Source organism: Streptomyces sp. NPDC006872, from assembly GCF_040635845.1.
GTDB lineage: Bacteria > Actinomycetota > Actinomycetes > Streptomycetales > Streptomycetaceae > Streptomyces.
The window spans coordinates 80,241-98,404 of the sequence record NZ_JBEYIL010000014.1 but is presented as its reverse complement, the minus strand read 5'-3'; the positions used below and the strand labels follow the sequence as shown (position 1 = coordinate 98,404).

At 73.9% G+C, this 18,164-nt stretch carries 13 protein-coding genes; 7 read left to right on the top strand and 6 right to left on the bottom strand.

What is annotated here, in order from left to right:
• The first annotated feature begins 2 nt into the window (after positions 1-2).
• Positions 3-662 (top strand): hypothetical protein, encoded by a 660-nt coding sequence (locus tag ABZ725_RS35005; protein ID WP_358806482.1) that lies wholly within the window; start codon positions 3-5, stop codon positions 660-662.
• Positions 637-1,551 (top strand): inositol monophosphatase family protein, encoded by a 915-nt coding sequence (locus tag ABZ725_RS35000; RefSeq protein WP_358806481.1) that lies wholly within the window; start codon positions 637-639, stop codon positions 1,549-1,551. Before ABZ725_RS35005 ends, ABZ725_RS35000 begins: the two co-directional genes overlap by 26 nt.
• An 11-nt stretch (positions 1,552-1,562) precedes the next feature.
• Here the strand turns inward: ABZ725_RS35000 and ABZ725_RS34995 are convergent, their stop codons facing one another.
• Positions 1,563-2,828: an SLC13 family permease gene (locus ABZ725_RS34995; RefSeq protein WP_358806480.1), complete on the bottom strand. Its 1,266-nt coding sequence runs from the start codon at positions 2,826-2,828 to the stop codon at positions 1,563-1,565.
• Positions 2,829-2,941: 113 nt separating this feature from the next.
• Here ABZ725_RS34995 and ABZ725_RS34990 point away from each other — a divergent pair, with 113 nt between their 5' ends.
• On the top strand, positions 2,942-8,743 hold the full coding sequence (locus ABZ725_RS34990) for a TIR domain-containing protein (RefSeq protein ID WP_358806479.1): 5,802 nt from the start codon (positions 2,942-2,944) through the stop codon (positions 8,741-8,743).
• A 1-nt stretch (position 8,744) separates the two neighbouring features.
• On the opposite strand, the gene ABZ725_RS34985 is transcribed toward ABZ725_RS34990, so the two are convergent.
• Positions 8,745-9,908, bottom strand: a complete 1,164-nt coding sequence (locus ABZ725_RS34985; protein WP_358806478.1) for a serine hydrolase domain-containing protein — start codon at positions 9,906-9,908, stop codon at positions 8,745-8,747.
• 252 nt (positions 9,909-10,160) lie between these two features.
• On the opposite strand from ABZ725_RS34985, the gene ABZ725_RS34980 reads away from it, so the two are divergent.
• Positions 10,161-11,867 (top strand): sigma-70 family RNA polymerase sigma factor, encoded by a 1,707-nt coding sequence (locus tag ABZ725_RS34980; RefSeq protein WP_358806477.1) that lies wholly within the window; start codon positions 10,161-10,163, stop codon positions 11,865-11,867.
• On the opposite strand, the gene ABZ725_RS34975 is transcribed toward ABZ725_RS34980, so the two are convergent.
• Positions 11,849-12,208 (bottom strand): helix-turn-helix domain-containing protein, encoded by a 360-nt coding sequence (locus ABZ725_RS34975; RefSeq protein WP_358806476.1) that lies wholly within the window; start codon positions 12,206-12,208, stop codon positions 11,849-11,851. The two genes, ABZ725_RS34980 and ABZ725_RS34975, sit on opposite strands and share 19 nt — an antisense overlap.
• 40 nt (positions 12,209-12,248) lie before the next feature.
• Here ABZ725_RS34975 and ABZ725_RS34970 point away from each other — a divergent pair, with 40 nt between their 5' ends.
• Positions 12,249-12,842: an NAD(P)-binding domain-containing protein gene (locus ABZ725_RS34970; RefSeq protein ID WP_358806475.1), complete on the top strand. Its 594-nt coding sequence runs from the start codon at positions 12,249-12,251 to the stop codon at positions 12,840-12,842.
• On the opposite strand, the gene ABZ725_RS34965 is transcribed toward ABZ725_RS34970, so the two are convergent.
• Entirely contained in the window at positions 12,839-13,525 is a 687-nt protein-coding gene (locus tag ABZ725_RS34965) for a glycerophosphodiester phosphodiesterase (RefSeq protein ID WP_358806474.1), read from the bottom strand. The genes ABZ725_RS34970 and ABZ725_RS34965 overlap by 4 nt on opposite strands.
• A gap of 18 nt (positions 13,526-13,543) precedes the next feature.
• The gene (locus ABZ725_RS34960) at positions 13,544-14,623 is read right to left on the bottom strand and encodes an adenosine deaminase (protein WP_358806473.1); all 1,080 of its coding nucleotides are present in this window, start codon (positions 14,621-14,623) and stop codon (positions 13,544-13,546) included.
• A 408-nt stretch (positions 14,624-15,031) separates the two neighbouring features.
• On the opposite strand from ABZ725_RS34960, the gene ABZ725_RS34955 reads away from it, so the two are divergent.
• Positions 15,032-15,820, top strand: a complete 789-nt coding sequence (locus ABZ725_RS34955) for a DUF4190 domain-containing protein (RefSeq protein ID WP_358806472.1) — start codon at positions 15,032-15,034, stop codon at positions 15,818-15,820.
• A gap of 6 nt (positions 15,821-15,826) precedes the next feature.
• On the opposite strand, the gene ABZ725_RS34950 is transcribed toward ABZ725_RS34955, so the two are convergent.
• The gene (locus ABZ725_RS34950; RefSeq protein WP_358806471.1) at positions 15,827-16,402 is read right to left on the bottom strand and encodes an NADAR family protein; all 576 of its coding nucleotides are present in this window, start codon (positions 16,400-16,402) and stop codon (positions 15,827-15,829) included.
• Between the two features lie 211 nt (positions 16,403-16,613).
• Here ABZ725_RS34950 and ABZ725_RS34945 point away from each other — a divergent pair, with 211 nt between their 5' ends.
• Entirely contained in the window at positions 16,614-18,128 is a 1,515-nt protein-coding gene (locus ABZ725_RS34945; RefSeq protein WP_358806470.1) for a gamma-aminobutyraldehyde dehydrogenase, read from the top strand.
• The last annotated feature ends 36 nt before the right edge of the window (positions 18,129-18,164 follow it).

The following is an 18,164-nucleotide window of genomic DNA, read 5'->3' as shown; positions in this document are numbered from 1 at the left end:
CGATGGACTACCCGGCCCTGGAACGGGCCGCACGGCGGGGGGCGTCCGCCGAGCTGATGCGGCACGCCGCATCGGAACTGGAAGAGATCGTGTCCGGCCGCCGCGTCCTGCGCGCGGTGCGCCATCCACTGGGGTTCGTCTGCCTGCCCGTGCTGCGCGACGGCGCCGAGGGCGTCTGTGTGCACGTCTTCGGGCCTACGGACCCGATCCTGATCGACCATCAAGTGCACTCGCACAGCTGGGAGTTGACCAGCACCGTGCTGTACGGGCGGCTCAGCGACCGGCGGATGGAGGTGGCCGAGGAGAGCGCGCAGCCCACCCACCGGGTCTTCGAGGTGCGCAGCGAACCCTCCGGGGTGGACGAACTGCGGCCCACCAGACGGCTGGTGCGCTGCTCTCCGGGCCCCGAGCGGACCAGCTCACGAGGCCAGACCTACGCCCTTGCCGCGGGCGAGTTCCACACCACCGTGGTGCCGGACGGCCGTCCGACCGCCACCCTGGTGCTGGGACGGACGCTGCCCGGCGGGGCGGACCTCTCCCTGGGCCCGGTACGGGCCCCGGGCCACCGGGTGGTCCGCAGGATGTGCGACGCGGCCCAGACCGCCCGGATCGCCCAGGCCGCGCTCAGGAGGATCCATGAGCACCGACCCCCGCCCGGCTGACCCGACCGCTTTCGCCGGCGACGACTTCACCGCCGAGTGCCGTACGGCGGTGGCGGCCGCCGAGGCGGCCGGGGCGCTGTTGCGGTCCCGCTTCCCGGACGGCTTCGCGGCCCGTCCCAAGGGGGACCGCGGCGATGTCGTCACCGACCTGGACCTGCTGGCCGAGGCCGTGGTGGTCGACCGGATCCGCGCCGAGTTCCCGCACGACCGCGTCCTCGCCGAGGAGGCCGGCGACCTGGGCGGCGACGGCGGCCGGGACGGCGACGGCGGCCGGGACGGCGGCAGGGGCGGGGATCGCGGCCGGACCTGGCTGGTGGATCCCCTCGACGGCAGCAACAACGTGGTGATCGGGCTGCCCGTCTACGTCGTCGGCGTCGCCCTCTGCGTCGACGGGGCGCCGGTGGTCGGCGTGGTGCACGACCCGGTGACCGGACGGACCTGGTCCGCCCGGCACGGCGGCGGCGCGCACGGCCCCGCCGGACGGCTGCGCACCCCCGCGGGCCGACCGCCCTCCCCGGCGGGACCGCTGCTGGCCTGGACCCAGGGACACGCGGTGCGCCGCGACGACCCCGCGGTCCGCGCGCTGCGGCACACCCTGGAGCTGCGCTCCCGCCGCCTGCTCCAGCTGTGGGCGCCCCTGCTGGCCTGGGCGATGCTGGCCCGCGGGGACATCGACGGCTTCGTCGGCTACCGCGCCGAGGCCATCGACCTGCCGGCCGGCGCCCTGCTGGCCCGCGAGGCCGGAGTCGTCCTGCGCCATCTCGACGGCCGCGACTTCACCGGCGGCTTCACCGGCCCCGACACCGAGCGTTCCTTCGTCGCGGGCCGGCCGGAGATGCTGCCGTCGTTGCTGGAACTGGTCGCCGACTCCGCCGTGCCCACCTCCTGAACACCGGACGGCTACCGAGTGAGTGCCAACGCGGCGACCGATGCCGCCACCGCCGTGACCGCCAGTACCGCGCCGGTCCCCATCAGCCGGGCCACCGGCACCCGGACGCCGTACGCGAGGCAGCGTTCGTACCACAGCAGGGTCGCCAGGGAGGCCCACGGGGTGATCACCGGGCCCGCATTGGTGCCCACCAGCAGGGCGAGGAGCTGATCGTGGTTGGCGACCGGCACGGCCCCCTCGCCGGCCAGGTAGACCGGCAGGTTGTTCAGGACGTTCGACAGACCGCCGCCGACCGCCGCCGCACGGAACTGGCCCAGCAGACCCCCGTCCTCGCCGACCGCCGAGGCCAGCAGATCGTGCAGACCGTGCTCGTTGACCGTCTCCACCACCAGGAACATCCCCGGCACCATCACCAGCAGCCGCCAGGGGATCAGCGACCAGCGCAGCGCCGAGCGGCCGCGCAGCGCAAACGCCGCGACGGCGACCGCGGCGGCCGTCGCGGACGCGATCCACAGCTCCACGTCGGCGACCAGGATCGCCAGCAGGAACCCGCCGCAGGCGAGCGCGCAGGCGCGGAAGAGGACGGGGTCGGCGGGACTGTGGACCGGCGGCGGCTCGTATCGGTCGGGGGTCTTCTCGCGCACCCGCTCCGTCACCTGCACCGCGCCCGGCCCGCCGCTCGATCCGTCGCTCGATCCGGCCGCCGTGCGGCGGCCCCGGCGCCAGTAGAACCCCCACAGGCAGGCCATCGTCACCGCGATCGCCGCCAGCTGGGGCGCCCACATCCGGCCCGCGAGCCCCAGCGGGGACAGCGCGACGCGGTCCGCGGCCAGCAGGTTCGTCAGATTGGAGACCGGCAGGAGCAGGCTCGCCGTGTTCGCCAGCCAGACCGTCGTCATCGCCAGCGGGACCGCCGCGATGCCGAGCCTCGCCGCCAGCGCCAGCATCACCGGCGTCAGCAGAACCGCCGTCGTGTCCAGGTTCAGGGCGATGGTCGTGACCGAGGCGAACGCCACGCACAGCAGGAACAGCAGTGGATAGCTGCCCCGGCCCGCCCGCGCCACCCGCGCCGCGACCACATCGAACACCTCGGCCCTGCTGGTGAGTTCGGCGAGCACGATCACCGTGCCCAGGAAGGCCAGCAGCGGGGCGATCCGGGTCATCGCGTCGGACGCCGAACCGGTCGGCAGCAAGCCCGAGGCCACACACACCAGTCCGGTCGCGAGAAGACCGATCGCCACCCGGTCGAGCACATGCAGACGCCTCAGCACAGACACGGGGGGAAGGGTCGCACATTTGTGCTCCGCTGTGACCAGGGACGGGGACCGGTCCGGAAAAAGCCCATATCTACGCTCGCTCACGGCATCATGCATACATGGGGGGTCGTCAGATGACCGATGACGCAGGGCCGTTGGACTTCTTCGTCAGCTATTCGCCGGCCGACGAACGCTGGGCGTCCTGGATCGCCTGGACGCTGGAGGAGGCCGGGTACCGCACGGTCCTGCAGGCCTGGGACTTCGTGGCGGGCACCAACTTCGTGGACTTCATGGACCGGGGGGTGAGCGAGTCCGCGGCCGTCATCGCCGTGCTGTCGCGCAACTACGAGCGCTCCCGGTACGGCCGGATGGAGTGGCAGGCCGCGCTGCGTGCCGACCCGGACGCGCCCGAGCGGCGGCTGCTCACGGTCCGGGTCGAGGACATCCCCGTGGAGGGGCTGCTCGCCACCATCACCTATGTCGACCTGGTGCCCGTCACCGATCCCTCCGCCGCCCGCGACCTGCTCCTCACCCGGGTCCGGCAGGCCCTCGACGGGCGGGCCCGGCCGAGCCTGCGGCCCGCCTATCCGGGTGACGGCCGGCCGGTCCCGCCCGCCCCCGCCGTGCCGGTCGCGCCCGCCGCCGGACGCCCGCTCGGGCGGGCCGGCTGGGCCGGGCGGCGCAGGCCCGCCGCGCCGCCCGCGTACCCGCGGGTCACCGGGGACCCGGCGACCCGGGAGGCGGTCACCGTGCTGCAGCTGGCCGGGCCCGCGTTCGGACGCGGCCAGGATCCGGCCGAGCTGCAGGCGGCGATCTGGGGCGACCTCGTCGAGCTGTACGACGCCGGGGCGCCCGCCCCCGAACTGCTGGTCGTCACCGGCGACCTGACCGCCTCCGGCAGCCCCCGCGAGTTCGACCAGGCGCTCGCCTTCCTCACCGGACTGCGGGCGCTGCTCGGCCTCGAACCGCACCGGGTCGCGCTCGTCCCGGGCGGCCATGACGTCAACCAGGCCGCTTGCCGGGCCTACTTCAGCACCTGCGAGGCCGACGAGATGCCGCCCCGGCCGCCGTACTGGCCCAAGTGGCGGCACTTCGCCCGGCTCTTCCAGGAGCTGTACCAGGGGCTCGACGCCGTCTTCGACAGCGATCAGCCGTGGACCCTCTTCCCCGTGCCGGAGCTGCACACCGTCGTCGCCGGGCTGAACTCCTCGATGGCCTACAGCCATCGGCCCGACGACCGGTACGGACTTCTGGGGCCCGAGCAGGCCGCCTGGTTCGCGCAGGCGCTGCGGCCCTACGAGGAGGAGGGGTGGCTGCGCATCGGCGCGCTGCGGCACGCCCCCGGGACGGCCCGGGCCGGGACGGCGCGCGCGGCCGCCGCCGCGGACGGCTCGGGGCCGCTGCGCGACACCGACGTGCTCGCCAGGCTCACCGCGCCCCGGCTGCATCTGCTGCTGCACGGCCCGACCGGCCCCGGCGCGCACCCCGCCCTGCCCACCGCCGCCGGCGAGCTGCCGCTGCTCGGCGCGCCCGGACCCGCCCGGCACCAGCTGCTGCGCATCGGCCGCGACGGACTCACCGCCTGGCCGGGCCCCGGCGAGCCGCGCCGCAGCCGCGTCGAGTGGCGGCGCGCCCACCGGGCCTTCGCCCCCGACGACCACTCCGACGACGGCCCCACCGGCGTCCCGGACACGACGGCCGTGCCCGATCCCGAGCCGCGGGCCGTGCAGTCGCCCGCCGAGATACTGCTGGCCCGGGTCGCGGAGGTCTGCCGGACCCGGCACGAGGGCGCGCAGATCCGCCCGGTCGCCGGTCCCGTGCCCCAACTCCTCGTCACCTGGACCCAGTCGGGGTTCGTACGGCAGCAGCGCGTCGCCGTGCACACCGGCACCCCCACCGACCAGGACGTCGAACGGGTGGTCGCGCTCGTCCACGCGGCCGACTCCGAGACCGAGGCCGAACTCGTCCACGACGGCCCGCCGCCCGCCCGCGAACTGCGCGACCAGGCCCGCCGCAGAGGCGTCCGGGTGCGCAGCTTCACCGAGTTCCAGGGCCTGCTCGACCTGCGGGCGTACGTCGGCGCCCAGAGCGAGCGGCTGCGCACCGACCCCCGCTACCCGCCGGGCATGTACCTGCCCCAGCGGTACCGCGAGGCCGAGCGGCTCGACGCCGAGGACCGCGACGGCCTGGTCGACGACATGCTCCGCCTCCTCGACTGCGACCAGGGCCGCTTTCTGCTCCTGCTCGGCGACTTCGGCCACGGCAAGACGTTCGCGCTGCGCGAGCTGGCCCGCCGGATCCCCGTCGAACTCCCGCACCTGGTACCGCTGTTGGTCGAGCTGAACGCGCTGGACCGGGCCTACTCCTTCGAGGGACTGGTCGCCGCCCACCTCGCCGCCCACGGCGTCGACAACATCGACCTGCGCGCCTTCAGATACATGCTCCAGCAGGGCCGGATAGTCCTCCTCTTCGACGGCTTCGACGAACTCGTCACGCGGGTGACCTACGACCGGGCCGCCGAACGCCTCCAGGTGCTGCTGGACTCCGCCGTCGACAGCGCCAAGATCGTCGTCAGCAGCCGCACCCAGCACTTCCGCTCCCAGGGCCAGGTGCTGACCGCGCTCGGCGAGCGCGTCGGCCTGCTCCCGCACCGCCGGGTGCTCGCCGTCCAGGAGTTCACCCCCGCGCAGATCCGCGCCTACCTGATCAACCGCTACGACGGCGACGACCGCGCCGCCGACCGCCGGGTGCACCAGCTCGACGCCATCCCCGACCTGCTCGCCCTGTGCCGCAACCCCCGGCTGCTGGGTTTCGTCGCCGACCTGGACGACGACCAGCTGCGCGCCGTCGCCGGGGCCGGCCGCGCGCTCAGCCCCGCCGGACTCTACGAGGAGGTGCTCACCGCCTGGCTGCGCTTCGAGCAGCAGCGGGCCGGCGGCCCCGGCCGGCCCCCCGGACTCAGCCTGGAACAGCTGTGGAACGCGGTCACCGCGCTCGCCCTGCGGCTGTGGCAGAGCGGCCAGGACTCGCTGCGGCTCGACGAGCTGACGGACGTGGCCGAGACCCTGACCGGCCTCGCCGACAGCCGACTGTCCGTCCCGCAGGCCGCGCACGCGGTCGGCTCCGGCAGCCTGCTGGTGCGCAGCGAGGACGGCGTCTTCCGGTTCATCCACGGCTCGGTGGTGGAATGGCTCATCGCCCGGGAGTGCGCGCTGCGGCTGACCGCCGGGGACAGCACGCTGCTCGGCCGGCGTCAGCTCAGCCAGCTCGCCGTGGAGTTCCTGTGCGACCTGGCCGACCACCGGGCCTGCCAGGAGTGGGCCGAACAGGTGCTGGCCGCACGGGAGACCGGGGGCGCGGAGGTGTCCCGCGCCAACGCCGTGAAGATCCTCTCCCGGCTGCGGGTGCCCGCCCACACCGACCTGCGCGGCGCGGCCCTCGCCGGGGAGGACCTCTCCTACCGCGACTTCTCCGGCGTCGACCTCACCCGCGCCGACCTCACCGACGCCCGGCTCGTCGGCGCCAACCTCTCCGGCGCCGTCCTGCGGGACGCCCGGCTGACCGGCGCGCGACTCGACGGCGCCGATCTCACCGGGGCCGACCTGCGCGGGGCCGATCTGCGGCGGGCCCGGCTGATCCGCACCGATCTGACCGGCGCCCGGGTCGAGGGCGGCCGCTGGCGGCGGGCCGCGCTCATCGGCGCGACCACCGGAGCGGGGCTGCCGGACAGCCCGGAACTGTCGGTCGCGGCGCTCGCGCCCGGCATGGCCGTCGACTCCGGGTTCCGGCCCTCCGCGGTCGGCGTGCCCTACGGCTTCGACATGCGCACCAGCCGACTGCCCGAACCCATCTCCTACAGCCCCGACGGCGAGCTCCTCGCCGTCGGCAGCGAGGACGGCGGGGTGCTGGTCTGCGACGCCGTCACCGGGACCGCCCTGCGCACCCTGCAGGGCCACACCGACCGCGTCTACGCCGTCAAGTTCCGCGAACGGATCCTCGCCACCGGCAGCGCGGACGGCACCGTCCGGCTGTGGGACCCGGTGTCCGGCGCGTGCCGGCACCGGCTGGAGATCCACCCGCGGGGCGTCTGGCCGGTCGTCCTGGACGCCGGGGGATCCCTGCTCGCCACCGGCGACGCCGACGGGGTGGTCACCGTGTGGGACACGGCCACCGGGGCCCCGCTGCACCGGCTGTCCGGTCACTCCGCGCCCGTCTACACCGTCGCGTTCACCGCCGACAACGCCACCCTCGTCACCGGGGACGCCTCCGCCGCCGTCCGGCTGTGGGATCTCGGCTCCGGGCGGCTGCTCGGGGCGCTGCCGGGGCATCGGGGCGCGGTGTTCCGGGCCCGGTTCAGTCCGGACGGCACACTGCTGGCCACCGGCGACATGGGCGACGGACGGGCCGGCACCGTGCGGGTGTGGGACGTGGCCGGGCGGCGGGTGGTGCACACGTTCACCGGGCACGCCGGCCGCGTCTACACGCTGGACTTCCACCCCGGGGGCCGGTTCCTGGTGAGCGGCGACACCGAGGGGGAGGTGCGGCTGTGGGACCTGGCCGCCGGGGCCGGCGCCGGGGTGCTCGGCGGCTGCCGCGGGGCCGTCTACCAGGTGCTGTTCGATCCCGACGGGACGCTGCTCGCCGCCGGGGACAGCCAGGGCGTCGTCCGGCTGTGGCGGTTCGCCCCGGAGGCCGACCCGGTCGCTCTGCCGCTCACCCGGCAGCCCACCGAGCACCGCGGCTCGGTGTGGGTGTGCAAGTTCCGGCCGACCGGGGAGGGGACCGCCCCGGAGACCGGGTCGCTGCTGGTCACCGGCGGCAACGACGGCGTCGTCCGGCTCTGGGACCCGGCCACCGGTCAGGGGCGGCGGATCCTGCGCGGGCACGGGCGGCGGATCGGCACGCTCTCCTTCAGCGCCGACGGCTCGATGCTGGCGGCGGGCGGGAACGACGGCGTCGTCCGGCTGTGGCACTGCGTCTCCGGGCGGCGGCTGCGGGAGCTGGCCGGGCAGAGCGACCGGCTGATCTCGGCCGTGTTCAGCCCCGGCGGCCCGCTGCTCGCCACCGCGAGCAGCGACGGCGACATGTATCTGTGGAACGCCGAGACGGGCGAGTACCAGCGCGAGATGGACGTCGAGACCGACCACGTCTGGGCGGAGGCGTTCAGCCCGGACGGCGAACTCCTCGCCACCGCCAACGACGACGACACGGTGTGCCTGTGGTACCGGGCGACCGGCGCGCACGTCGTCACCATCGGCGAGCACTTCGGGCGGGTCCGCTCGGTCGCCTTCCGGCCCGACGGCGCGGTCCTGGCGACCGGCTGCGACGACCGCAAGGTGCGCATCTGGGACCTGGCCGAGCGTCGGATCACCGCCGTCCTCGACGGGCACACCGACCGGGTGTACGCCGTGACGTTCGCGCCCGACGGCTCCTGGCTGGCCAGCGCCTCCTGGGACGGCCGGGCGGTGATCTGGCGGGACGGCGTGGCCGCGCACCGGCTCACCGGGCACACCGGCAAGGTGTGGACGGCCGCCGCCCACCCGAACCGCCCGCTGCTGGCGACCGCGGGCGACGACCGGACGATCCGCCTCTGGGACACCCGCACCGGCCGGGAAGTCGCCGCCCTGACCGGCCACACCGGCCGCGTGCTCGCGGTCGCCTTCAGCCCCGACGGCTCGACTCTGGCGAGCGGCGGCGAGGACGGCACCGTCCGGCTGTGGCAGGTCCCCGCCGACGGCCCGGCCGTGCTGCGCGCGACTCTGGTCGGCCTGCCGGGCGGCTGGGCCGCACTCGCGCCGTCCGGCGGCTACAAGTACGAGGGCGACGTCACCGGCGAGTTCTGGCACGCGGTGGGCATGTGCCGGTTCGAGCCGGGGGAGCTGGACGGCCATCTGCCGGGCCTGCGCAACGTGGCGCTCGAGGACCCGCTGCGGTGAGCTACTTGAGCGCCGCCGTGATGATCCGGGTGACGACCGGATTCGCGTCCTCGCTCTTGGCGTCCGTGGAGTTCACCGAGTAGACGAGGGTGCGGCTGAGGTCACGGGTGGCGGCGACGGCGGAGTTGTAGCCGTACCGGCCGCCGGACTTGACCCAGTAGACCTGCCCGTCGGCCTCGAACCGGGTGAGTCCCGCGCTGTAGGCGGCGCCCTTGATGCCCGCCGGGACCGTGAACATCTCCTCGAGCTGCGGCTCCGGCACGATCCGGCCCCGGAACAGGGCGGTGACCAGCCGCTCCAGGTCCACGGTCGTGGAGATCATGTCCCCGGCCGCGAACCGGTCCGCCTGGTTCCACTCGGTGACGTCCAGGAACTCCGTCGTCCCGTCGGCCTTCTCCACCGCCTGGTAGCCCAGGTTGTGCGGGCCGAGGATGCGCGGGTCGGCGCCCGGGAAGTACGTGTCCCGCATCCCGGCCGGCGCGAGCACCAGCCGGGTGGCCTCGGAGGCGTACGAGTGCCCGGTCACCTTCTCGATCAGCAGGCCGAGGAACGTGTAGTTGATGTTGAGGTAGTGCTGTTTCTTCCCCGGGCAGAACTCCGGCTGCTTCGCGCCCGCCGACGCGGCGACGCGCTGCGGGGTGAGGGTGTCGAAGCGGTGCGCGTACACCTCCTCGAAGGTGCCGCCGAGACTGTCGCCCGCCGGGATGCCGCTGGTGTGGTTGAGCAGCTGGCGCACGGTGATCGGCCGGAACTGCCTGCCGAGGAGGCCGGGCAGATAGTGCTGGATCGGCGTGTCCAGGTCGATCCGCCGTTCGGCCGCGAGCCGCAGCACGGCCGCCGCCGTCACCACCTTCGTCGTCGAGCCGGCCCGGAACCGGGCGTCCGGGTCCGCGGGCGCGCCGCTCGCCAGATCGTGCACGCCCGCGCTGCCGCGCCAGACGCCGTCGGTGCCGCCGACCCGGACGAGGGCGGCGGTCGCGTCGGCGTCCGGGAGCCCGGCGAGCGCGGCGGCGAGGGCCTGGGTGTCGAGGCCGTTCGTGTGCTGTGCGGCGGCTGCGCCGGCTGCGGCTGCGGTGGGCGTGGCGAAGGCCGGGGCGGCCAGCGGCCCGGCCGCCGTGAGGGCGAGGACGAGAGAGACGGCGGCGATGCGGGTGCGGCGGCGCATACGAAGGCTCCAGGGGTGAGGGGCTCGGGATTCGGGACGATCCTCCGGCGGGAGGCGGTCCGGCCGGATCGTCGGGGAGGAGGGGTGCGCCCCTGACGCGACCCCGAGCAACTCCCTTACCAAATAGAGGAGTTGATGGGGTTGCCCCCTAAGGGGAGCCAAAAAGTGTTATCCCGGGGCCCTCGCGCCCGTCCCCTGGGGTGTGATCTCCGACATTGCCAACAGCCAGGGCCCGGCTGAGAGGGTGCGGGCATGAGGACGTACGCCGACGCCGAGGCCGCCCGGCACTGGCGTGCCACCATCGCCGACGCGCAAGGAGGCGACCGGCAGGCGATGGACGAGTTGGTGGCGGGCTGGCTGCCGCTCGTCTACAACATCGTCGGCCGCGCCCTGAACGGCCACGCCGACGTCGACGACGTCGTCCAGGAGACCATGCTGCGCGCCGTCGACAACCTCGGCTCGCTGCGTGACCCCGACAGCTTCCGCTCCTGGCTGGTCGCGATCGCCATGCGGCAGATCCGGGACCGCGCCCGCCGTGGGACCACCCAGCGCCTCGACGACAGCGTGCCGCAGGGCGAATCCGCCGACTTCGCCGAACTCACCGTGCTCCGGCTGCAGTTGGCGGGCCAGCGGCGTGAGGTCGCGGAGGCGGTGCGCTGGCTGGACGACGAGGACCGGCAACTGCTGTCCCTGTGGTGGCTCGAGGTCGCGGGCGAACTCAGCCGCCGGGAGCTGGCCGCGGCCGTCGGCATCAGCCGGCAGCACGCCGCCGTCCGCGTCCAGCGGGTGAAGGAGCGGCTGGAGGTCTCCCGGGGCATCGTGCGCGCCCTCGACGGCGCCTGCCCCGACCTGCGCGAACTGACCGCCCGCTGGGACGGCCGGCCCGACTCCGTCTGGCGCAAGCGGCTGGCCCGGCACATCCGCGGCTGCGGCTACTGCGGCGACCCCCGCGAGTCGGTCGTCCCCGCGGAGCGGCTGCTCGTCGGGATCGCGCTGGTGCCGGTCCCGGTCGGCTTCACGATCTCCCTGACCCTCGGCGGCAAGACGGCCGCCGCGGCCGCCGGCACGGCCTCCGCCGGCTGGTCCGCGAAGCTGCTGACCGCGCTGACCAAACCGGCCGTCGCGGTCACGGCCGGTGCGACGCTCGCCGCGGGCGGCGCCTACGTCGTCGTACAGACCCCCGACGACCCGCCCGCCCGTACGGCCGTCTCGCCCACGGCGGCGAGTGCACCGGCCACCGCGCCCCCGCCGTTCTCCCCTTCGCCCTCGGCCTCCGCCTCGCCGTCGAAGTCCGCGTCCCCGTCCGCGTCGGCGAGCGAGAAGCGGACCGCCCGGTACGGCGGTGTCGTCGACGCCGTCGACAGCGCGCCCGACCCGGACACCGTGCCGGCCGCCCTGCCGCAGCGGCCCGCGTCCGGCGTGACCAGCAGCGGCGGCGCGCACGCCACCATGAACCACCGCGGGGACAGCGTGACGCTGAGCGGCCAGGGCTATGTCCTCGTGCGCTGGCAGATCTCGCCGCAGTACCGGCCCGGCAACCTGGTCATGCCCAGCTGGACCGGCCTCAAGGGCAAGCTCTTCCATGTGGCCTCGGGCGGCGGCCGCCGTATGGACGACTCCGTCAGCAGCACGGACAGCACGGCCACCGGCATGGGCAGCACGACCACCGGCTACCTCGTGCTGCCGCCCGGCACACAGCAGATGTGGCAGAACGAGTACTTCTACGTCGCCGGCACGGTCACCCTCACCGTGAACGAGCGGGGCGGCGACTACGGCCTCAATGTCTTCCCGACGACCTGGGACGCCGTCGAGAAGGACGTCACGACCGGCCCCGACCAGGGCGCGACCCGTTACGGCCTGGTCCGCGACACCGGCGCGGACGACACCCCGGTCCCGCAGTACCTCACCCGTGAGACCCCGGCCGACCCGGCGACCGTGGCTCAACTCTCCCGCGTGTAGCGGTCCTGGGCGTCCAGGACGTCGTCCCCGTGCTCGAAGGCCCAGGCGCCGACCGCGTCGATGGCGGGCAGCAACGTCCGTCCGAGCGCGGTCAGTTCGTACTCGACCCGGGGTGGGGCGCCGCCGTGCGCATGCCGGGCCACCAGCCCGTTGAACTCCAGCCGGCGCAGCGTCTCGGTCAGCACCTTCTGGCTGATCCCGCCGATATGGGAACGGAGTTCGCCATGGCGCACCGGGCCGCCGCGCAGCGCCCACAGCACCACGGCGTTCCAGGTGTGGGAGAGCAGGTCGAAGGCGAGCCGGGCACGGCAGTCGGCGAGGAAGGCCTGGTCCGTAGTCACGCACCGAATGGTGCCCGAGCGGACTCCTACCGTCAGGCGTATGCGGATCGGAATTCTCGGAACAGGATCGATGGCGGACGCGCTGGGCGGACAGTGGGCGCGGGCGGGCCACGAGGTACGGGCGGGCGGCCGGGCCGGGGGGCTGCGCGAGGCGGCCGAGTTCGGCACGGACGCCGTGCTGCTGGCGCTGCCGTACGCGGCGGTCGCCGACGTGGTCGGCGGGCTCGCGGACGTGCTGCGCGGGCGGGTGCTGATCGACTGCACCAACCCGGTGGGCGAGGGCTTCGCCCTGCTCACGGCGGGCGGGCCCACGGCGGCACAGCGCATCGCCGACGCCGCCTCCGCCGCGCACGTCGTCAAGGCCTTCAACCTCTGCCACTCCGGCGTCTGGCGCCTGGCTTCGCCGGTCTTCGACGGCCGTCCGCTCGCCGTCCCCCTGTGCGGGGACAGCGAACCGGCCCTGGACGTCGTACGTCGACTCGTCCGTGACGTCGGCTGCGAGCCGCTGAACGCCGGGGGCCTGGACCGGGCGGGCCTGCTGGAGGCGACGGCGGCCTTGCTGATCGGGCTCTGGGTCGGTGAGGGGGCGGACGCCCAGGCGATCGCCCCGCCCCTGCGGTATGCCGCGGGTTAGCCGTGTTTGCGCAGGGCCACGAGGGCGTCGATGCGGTTGGTGGTGATGGAGTCGACGCCCGCGTCGATGAGCCGGCGCATGGCGCGGCGGGTGTCGGGGGTCCAGACGGAGAGCAGGTAGCCGTCGTGGTGGACGCGGTCGGCGAGGGCCCGGTCCACCAGGGAGAAGCGGTAGTTGAGCCAGCGCGGCTTCACCGCCGCGAGCAGCGCGGGCCGCGGCGGGGCCAGACTGGTGCAGGTCAGGGCGATCTCGGCGGACGGGTCCGCGCCGCGCACGGCGAGCATGGCGACGGCGTCGGCGCAGTAGTAGACCCGGTCCGCCGCCCCCGCCTCGCGGACGGCGTCGACGATCCGCCCGGCCGTGCGCACCTCCCGGGTCCCCGGCAGGTCGAGCATCAGCCGACTGCCCTCGGTCGCCGCGAGCGCCTGCGCGAGGGTCGGCACCGCGCCGGCCGTCAGCCCGTGCACCTCGGCCGCGGACAGCGACCGCAGCGGCCGGTCCAGCTCCCACAACCGCTTCAACGTCTCGTCGTGCAGCAGGACGGGCACGCCGTCCTTGGTGAGCCGTACGTCGAACTCGACGGCGTCCGCGCCCTGGTCGAGCGCGGAGCGCAGCGAGGCGATCGTGTTCTCACGGAAGCGGTAGGGGTCGCCGCGATGGGCCACGGCGGTCACGTTCTGCATGGGTCCATTGTGTCCAGGTCAGGCACTGAGCCATGCGGCGGTGTACGTGTCGATCTCGTCCCGTACGCGGCGCTTGCCCGCCTCGTCCAGGAAGGAGGCGTCGACCGCGTTGCCCGCGAGGGCGGCGACGCCCCGCTCGTCCAGGTCGAGGAGGCGGGCGGCGACCGCGTACTCGTTGTTCAGATCGGTGCCGAACATGGGCGGGTCGTCGGAGTTGATCGTGACCAGGACGCCCGCCTTCACGAACTCGTTGATCGGGTGCTCGTCGAGGGTGCGGACCGCGCGCGTGGCGATGTTCGAGGTCGGGCACACCTCCAGGGCGATGCGGTGCTCGGCGAGGTGCGCGAGCAGCTTCTCGTCCTGCGCGGAGCTGGTGCCGTGTCCGATGCGCTCGGCGCGCAGGTGGGTCAGCGCGTCCCACACCGTCTGGGGGCCGGTGGTCTCACCGGCGTGCGGCACCGAGCGCAGTCCGGCGGCGATGGCCCGGTCGAAGTAGGGCTTGAACTGCGGGCGCGGTACGCCGATCTCGGGGCCGCCGAGCCCGAAGGAGACCAGCCCCTCGGGGCGGAGCCGGTCGTCGGTGGCCAGGCGGGTGGTCTCCTCGGCGGCCTCCAGTCCCGCCTCGCCGGGGATGTCGAAGCACCAGCGCAGCACGGTCCCGAACTCCGCCTCGGCCGCCTTGCGGGCGTCCTCGATCGCGTCCATGAACGCGCGTTCGTCGATGCCGCGCCTGGTGGAGGAGAACGGGGTGATGGTCAGCTCGGCGTACCGCACCTGCTGGCGGGCCAGGTCCCGGGCGACCTCGTACGTCAGCAGCCGGACGTCCTCCGGGGTGCGGATGAGGTCCACGACGGACAGATACACGTCGATGAAGTGGGCGAAGTCCGTGAACGTGAAGTAGTCGGCCAGGGCCTCGGGGTCGGTGGGCACCTTGGAGTCGGGGTGCCGCGCGGCCAACTCGGAGACGATGCGGGGGGAGGCGGAGCCCACGTGGTGGACGTGCAGTTCGGCCTTGGGCAGCCCGGCGATGAAGGCGTGCAGATCGCGGGGGCCGAAAGCCGCGGCGGCTGCGGCGGCTGCGTCGAGGCGGTCGGTCATGGGGTCCTCCCCGGGACGGCGCCCCGGGCCAGGCGGGCCGGACGGGACGCGGGTGATCGGCTGATCGGTGAGTCGGGATCCCGAGATCCCGGGATCATCGTAGGCGGAGGAGACGGGAGACTGCCGTCGGCCCCGCCGACTGCGGGTCGCCTGCGGGCCGTAGCATGACGGAACGCTTGGGCCTGTCCGGCGGATCAAGTCGGAGGAAAGCAGCGGTGACTGATCAGCGCGGGTGAGCGGGGTCTGGTGCGTGCGACTGCAAGGCGGAGGAGGGCGTCGACGCGGAGCGTCGGCAACCGACGACAACGCCGCAGGTGGGCGTGCCAGACCCCGCGTCTGCGGCATGATCCGCCGGACAGGCCCTTGGCAGAGGGCGACCGAGTGCGACGACAGTAGGGGGATCCACGCATGTCCGACGACGCGCCGACTCCGGCGGACGGTCCGCAGGACGCGGTTCCCGAAGTGCGGTTGGACAAGGGCGCGGCCAACGGCGCGGCGGACGCCGGCGCCGGTGCTCCGGCCGCGCCGAACCCGTGGGCCGCGCCGGGCGACGGCGCGCAGAGCGGCTCCGGACACACTCTCGCCGCGAACGAACTGCCGACCCACGCGGACCAGGCGCCCCCGTCCGTGCACGACCAGCGGACGGTCACCTCCCTGCCGGGCGTGACGCCCGGCGTGACTCCGCAGCCCTGGGCCGCCCCTTTCGGGAGCCCGCAGACGGGTGACCCGCTCGGCTCGTTCCCGCCCCCCGACCCGGCCACGGCCGCGGGCGGCCCGCCCCCCAACCTCTTCGCACCGCCCGCGCAGGGCGGTGCGGTCCCGCCGCCGCCCATAGCCCCGGACGGCCCCGGGCAGGTCCCCTACGGCTACCCCGGCGGGTACGGCTACCCCTCCCACCCCCACTACGGGGGCGGCGCTCCGGGTCTCTACGGCTGGGCCGGAAACGGGGCGGGGGACAGCAACGGCATGGGCGTCGCCGGACTCGTGCTCGGGATCCTCGCCGCGGTCGTCTTCTGCCTGTGGCCGTTGGCCATCGTGCTCGGCATCCTCGGTGTCGTCTTCGGCGCGATCGGCCGTGGCAAGGCACGCCGCGGCGAGGCCTCGAACCCCGGCCAGGCCCTGGCCGGAATCATCTGCGGAGCCGTCGGCACGGTCCTCGCGATCGCCCTGGGCATCCTGGTGATCGTGGCTCCCTGACCTGCCTCAGGCCGTACCCGTACCCGTCCCCGTCCGCAGCCGCTCCCGGGCCTGCATCAGGGCGAAGCCCAGGAGGTTCTGGCCTCTCCAGTGCTCCGGGGTCATCGCCGCCTCGTCGTTCGCGGACAGGCCGATGCCCCAGACGCGGTCCACGGGGCTGGCCTCCACCAGTACCCGATCGCCCGTGCCCAGCAGGAACGAGCGCAGTGCCGGGTCCGAGGCGAACTTGTGGACGCTGCCCTCGACCACGATCCGCAGCCGCTCCCGCTCCCAGATCGCCTCGTCGAAGCCGCGGACCAGCCGCCCCGCCTTCTTCGCCTGCGAGGGGTGTCCGGCGGCCAGCGCCCGCTTCTCCGCCTCCGCGTCTTCGAAAAGCCTCGCCTTCTCCGCCATCATCCAGTGCTCGGCCGTCGCGTACGGGACTCCCTCGACCACGAACGGTGACGGCCACCACTGACTGAGGCAGCTCGCGCCCACCCGCCCGTCAGGCTGCGGCCGGTGCCCCCAGAAGTGCAGGTACTTGATCCTCGCCCCCGCCCGGACGGCCCTGACCAGGGCCTCCAGGCCATCGATCTGCTCCATGGGCCCGAGCATGGCACGCGCCACTGACACGGCGTCGTGCCTTTTCCCCCTCCGGCGTGCCCTCCGTCGACAGATTTCGTCGCGTAACCAAAAGGCAACAACGGAATCACTTGTTGGAGTGCCCTTGCTCTGTCAGGATCGGCAATCAAATCAGGCTGGAGCTACGCAACCCGCCCCCGTGCAGAGCGGGGCGAAGGCGGAGGAGAGCGACATGCAGGACCGGTTCCCCGCGCAGGAGCGCCTCGCGGACGGCGCTCAGTACATCGCGGGCCGCCTCACCCACGGCACCTCGGGCCATGCCCACGCCGTGGTCGACCCGGCCACGGGAGAGGAGGTGTACCGCTACGAGCTGGCCTCCACGGTCGACGTCGACGCCGCCGTCGCCGCCGCCCGCGCCGCCTTCCCGGGCTGGTCCGGCCTCACCCCGGGCGAGCGCTCCGACGCACTGCACCGCTTCGCCGCCGTCCTCGCCGACCGCGCCGAGGAATTCGCCCGGGCCGAGTCCCTCCAGTGCGGCAAGCCCCTCAAGCTGACCCGCGAGTTCGACGTCCCGGGGACCATCGACAACACCGCGTTCTTCGCCGGAGCCGCCCGCCACCTCGCGGGACAGGCGGCCGGCGAGTACTCCGGGGACCACACCTCCTACGTCCGCCGCGAGCCCATCGGCGTGGTCGGCTCCATCGCGCCCTGGAACTACCCCCTCCAGATGGCCGCCTGGAAGATCCTCCCGGCGATCGCCGCGGGCAACACCATCGTGCTGAAGCCCGCCGAGCTCACCCCGCTCACCTCGCTCCTCTTCGCGCTGGCGGCCACCGAGGCCGGCCTGCCCGACGGTGTCGTCAACATCGTCACCGGGACCGGTAAGGAGGTCGGCGAGCATCTCGTGGGGCATCCCGACGTCGCCATGACCTCCTTCACCGGGTCCACCGCCGTCGGCAGGCGGGTCGCCGAGATCGCCACCGGGACCGTCAAGCGCCTCCATCTGGAGCTCGGCGGCAAGGCGCCCTTCGTCGTCTTCGACGACGCCGACCTGGAGGCCGCCGCCAACGGCGCGGTCGCGGGCGCGCTCATCAACACCGGGCAGGACTGCACGGCCGCCACGCGCGCGTATGTGCAGCGGCCTCTCTACGAGGCCTTCGTCGAGCGGACGGCCGCCCTGATGGAGACCGTCCGGCTCGGCGATCCCTTCGCCGCCGGCACCGACCTCGGCCCGCTGGTCTCCCATGTGCAGCGCGACCGGGTCGCCGGCTTCGTCGACCGGGCCCGCGCCTACGCGCGCGTGGTCACCGGCGGCGCGGCTCCACAGGGCGATCTCGAGAAGGGTGCGTACTACCTGCCCACCCTGATCGCGGACGCCGCCCAGGACAGCGAGGTCGTCCAGTCCGAGATCTTCGGGCCGGTCCTGGTGGTCCTGCCCTTCGACACCGACGAGGAGGGGCTGGCGCTCGCCGACGACACCCCGTACGGGCTGGCGGCCTCCGCCTGGACCCGGGACGTCTTCCGGGCGAACCGCGCGACACGCGAGCTGAAGGCGGGCTGCGTGTGGATCAACGACCACATCCCGATCATCAGCGAGATGCCGCACGGCGGATACAAGGCCTCCGGCTTCGGCAAGGACATGTCAGCGTACTCGTTCGAGGAGTACACCCAGGTAAAGCACGTTATGTTCGATAACACGGCGGTTGCCCGCAAGCCCTGGCACCGCACCATCTTCGGGGACGCGTAAGCGACGACGCACCAGCGACGACTCATCAGCGAAGAT

What these genes read in the sequence shown, in the direction of transcription:
- ABZ725_RS35005 (WP_358806482.1), top strand. Translation starts at nt 3, where the DNA reads ATGGACTACCCGGCCCTGGAACGGGCCGCACGGCGGGGGGCGTCCGCC.
- ABZ725_RS35000 (WP_358806481.1), top strand. Translation starts at nt 637, where the DNA reads ATGAGCACCGACCCCCGCCCGGCTGACCCGACCGCTTTCGCCGGCGAC.
- ABZ725_RS34990 (WP_358806479.1), top strand. Translation starts at nt 2,942, where the DNA reads ATGACCGATGACGCAGGGCCGTTGGACTTCTTCGTCAGCTATTCGCCG.
- ABZ725_RS34985 (WP_358806478.1), bottom strand. Translation starts at nt 9,908, where the DNA reads ATGCGCCGCCGCACCCGCATCGCCGCCGTCTCTCTCGTCCTCGCCCTC.
- ABZ725_RS34980 (WP_358806477.1), top strand. Translation starts at nt 10,161, where the DNA reads ATGAGGACGTACGCCGACGCCGAGGCCGCCCGGCACTGGCGTGCCACC.
- ABZ725_RS34970 (WP_358806475.1), top strand. Translation starts at nt 12,249, where the DNA reads ATGCGGATCGGAATTCTCGGAACAGGATCGATGGCGGACGCGCTGGGC.
- ABZ725_RS34965 (WP_358806474.1), bottom strand. Translation starts at nt 13,525, where the DNA reads ATGCAGAACGTGACCGCCGTGGCCCATCGCGGCGACCCCTACCGCTTC.
- ABZ725_RS34960 (WP_358806473.1), bottom strand. Translation starts at nt 14,623, where the DNA reads ATGACCGACCGCCTCGACGCAGCCGCCGCAGCCGCCGCGGCTTTCGGC.
- ABZ725_RS34955 (WP_358806472.1), top strand. Translation starts at nt 15,032, where the DNA reads ATGTCCGACGACGCGCCGACTCCGGCGGACGGTCCGCAGGACGCGGTT.
- ABZ725_RS34950 (WP_358806471.1), bottom strand. Translation starts at nt 16,402, where the DNA reads ATGGAGCAGATCGATGGCCTGGAGGCCCTGGTCAGGGCCGTCCGGGCG.
- ABZ725_RS34945 (WP_358806470.1), top strand. Translation starts at nt 16,614, where the DNA reads ATGCAGGACCGGTTCCCCGCGCAGGAGCGCCTCGCGGACGGCGCTCAG.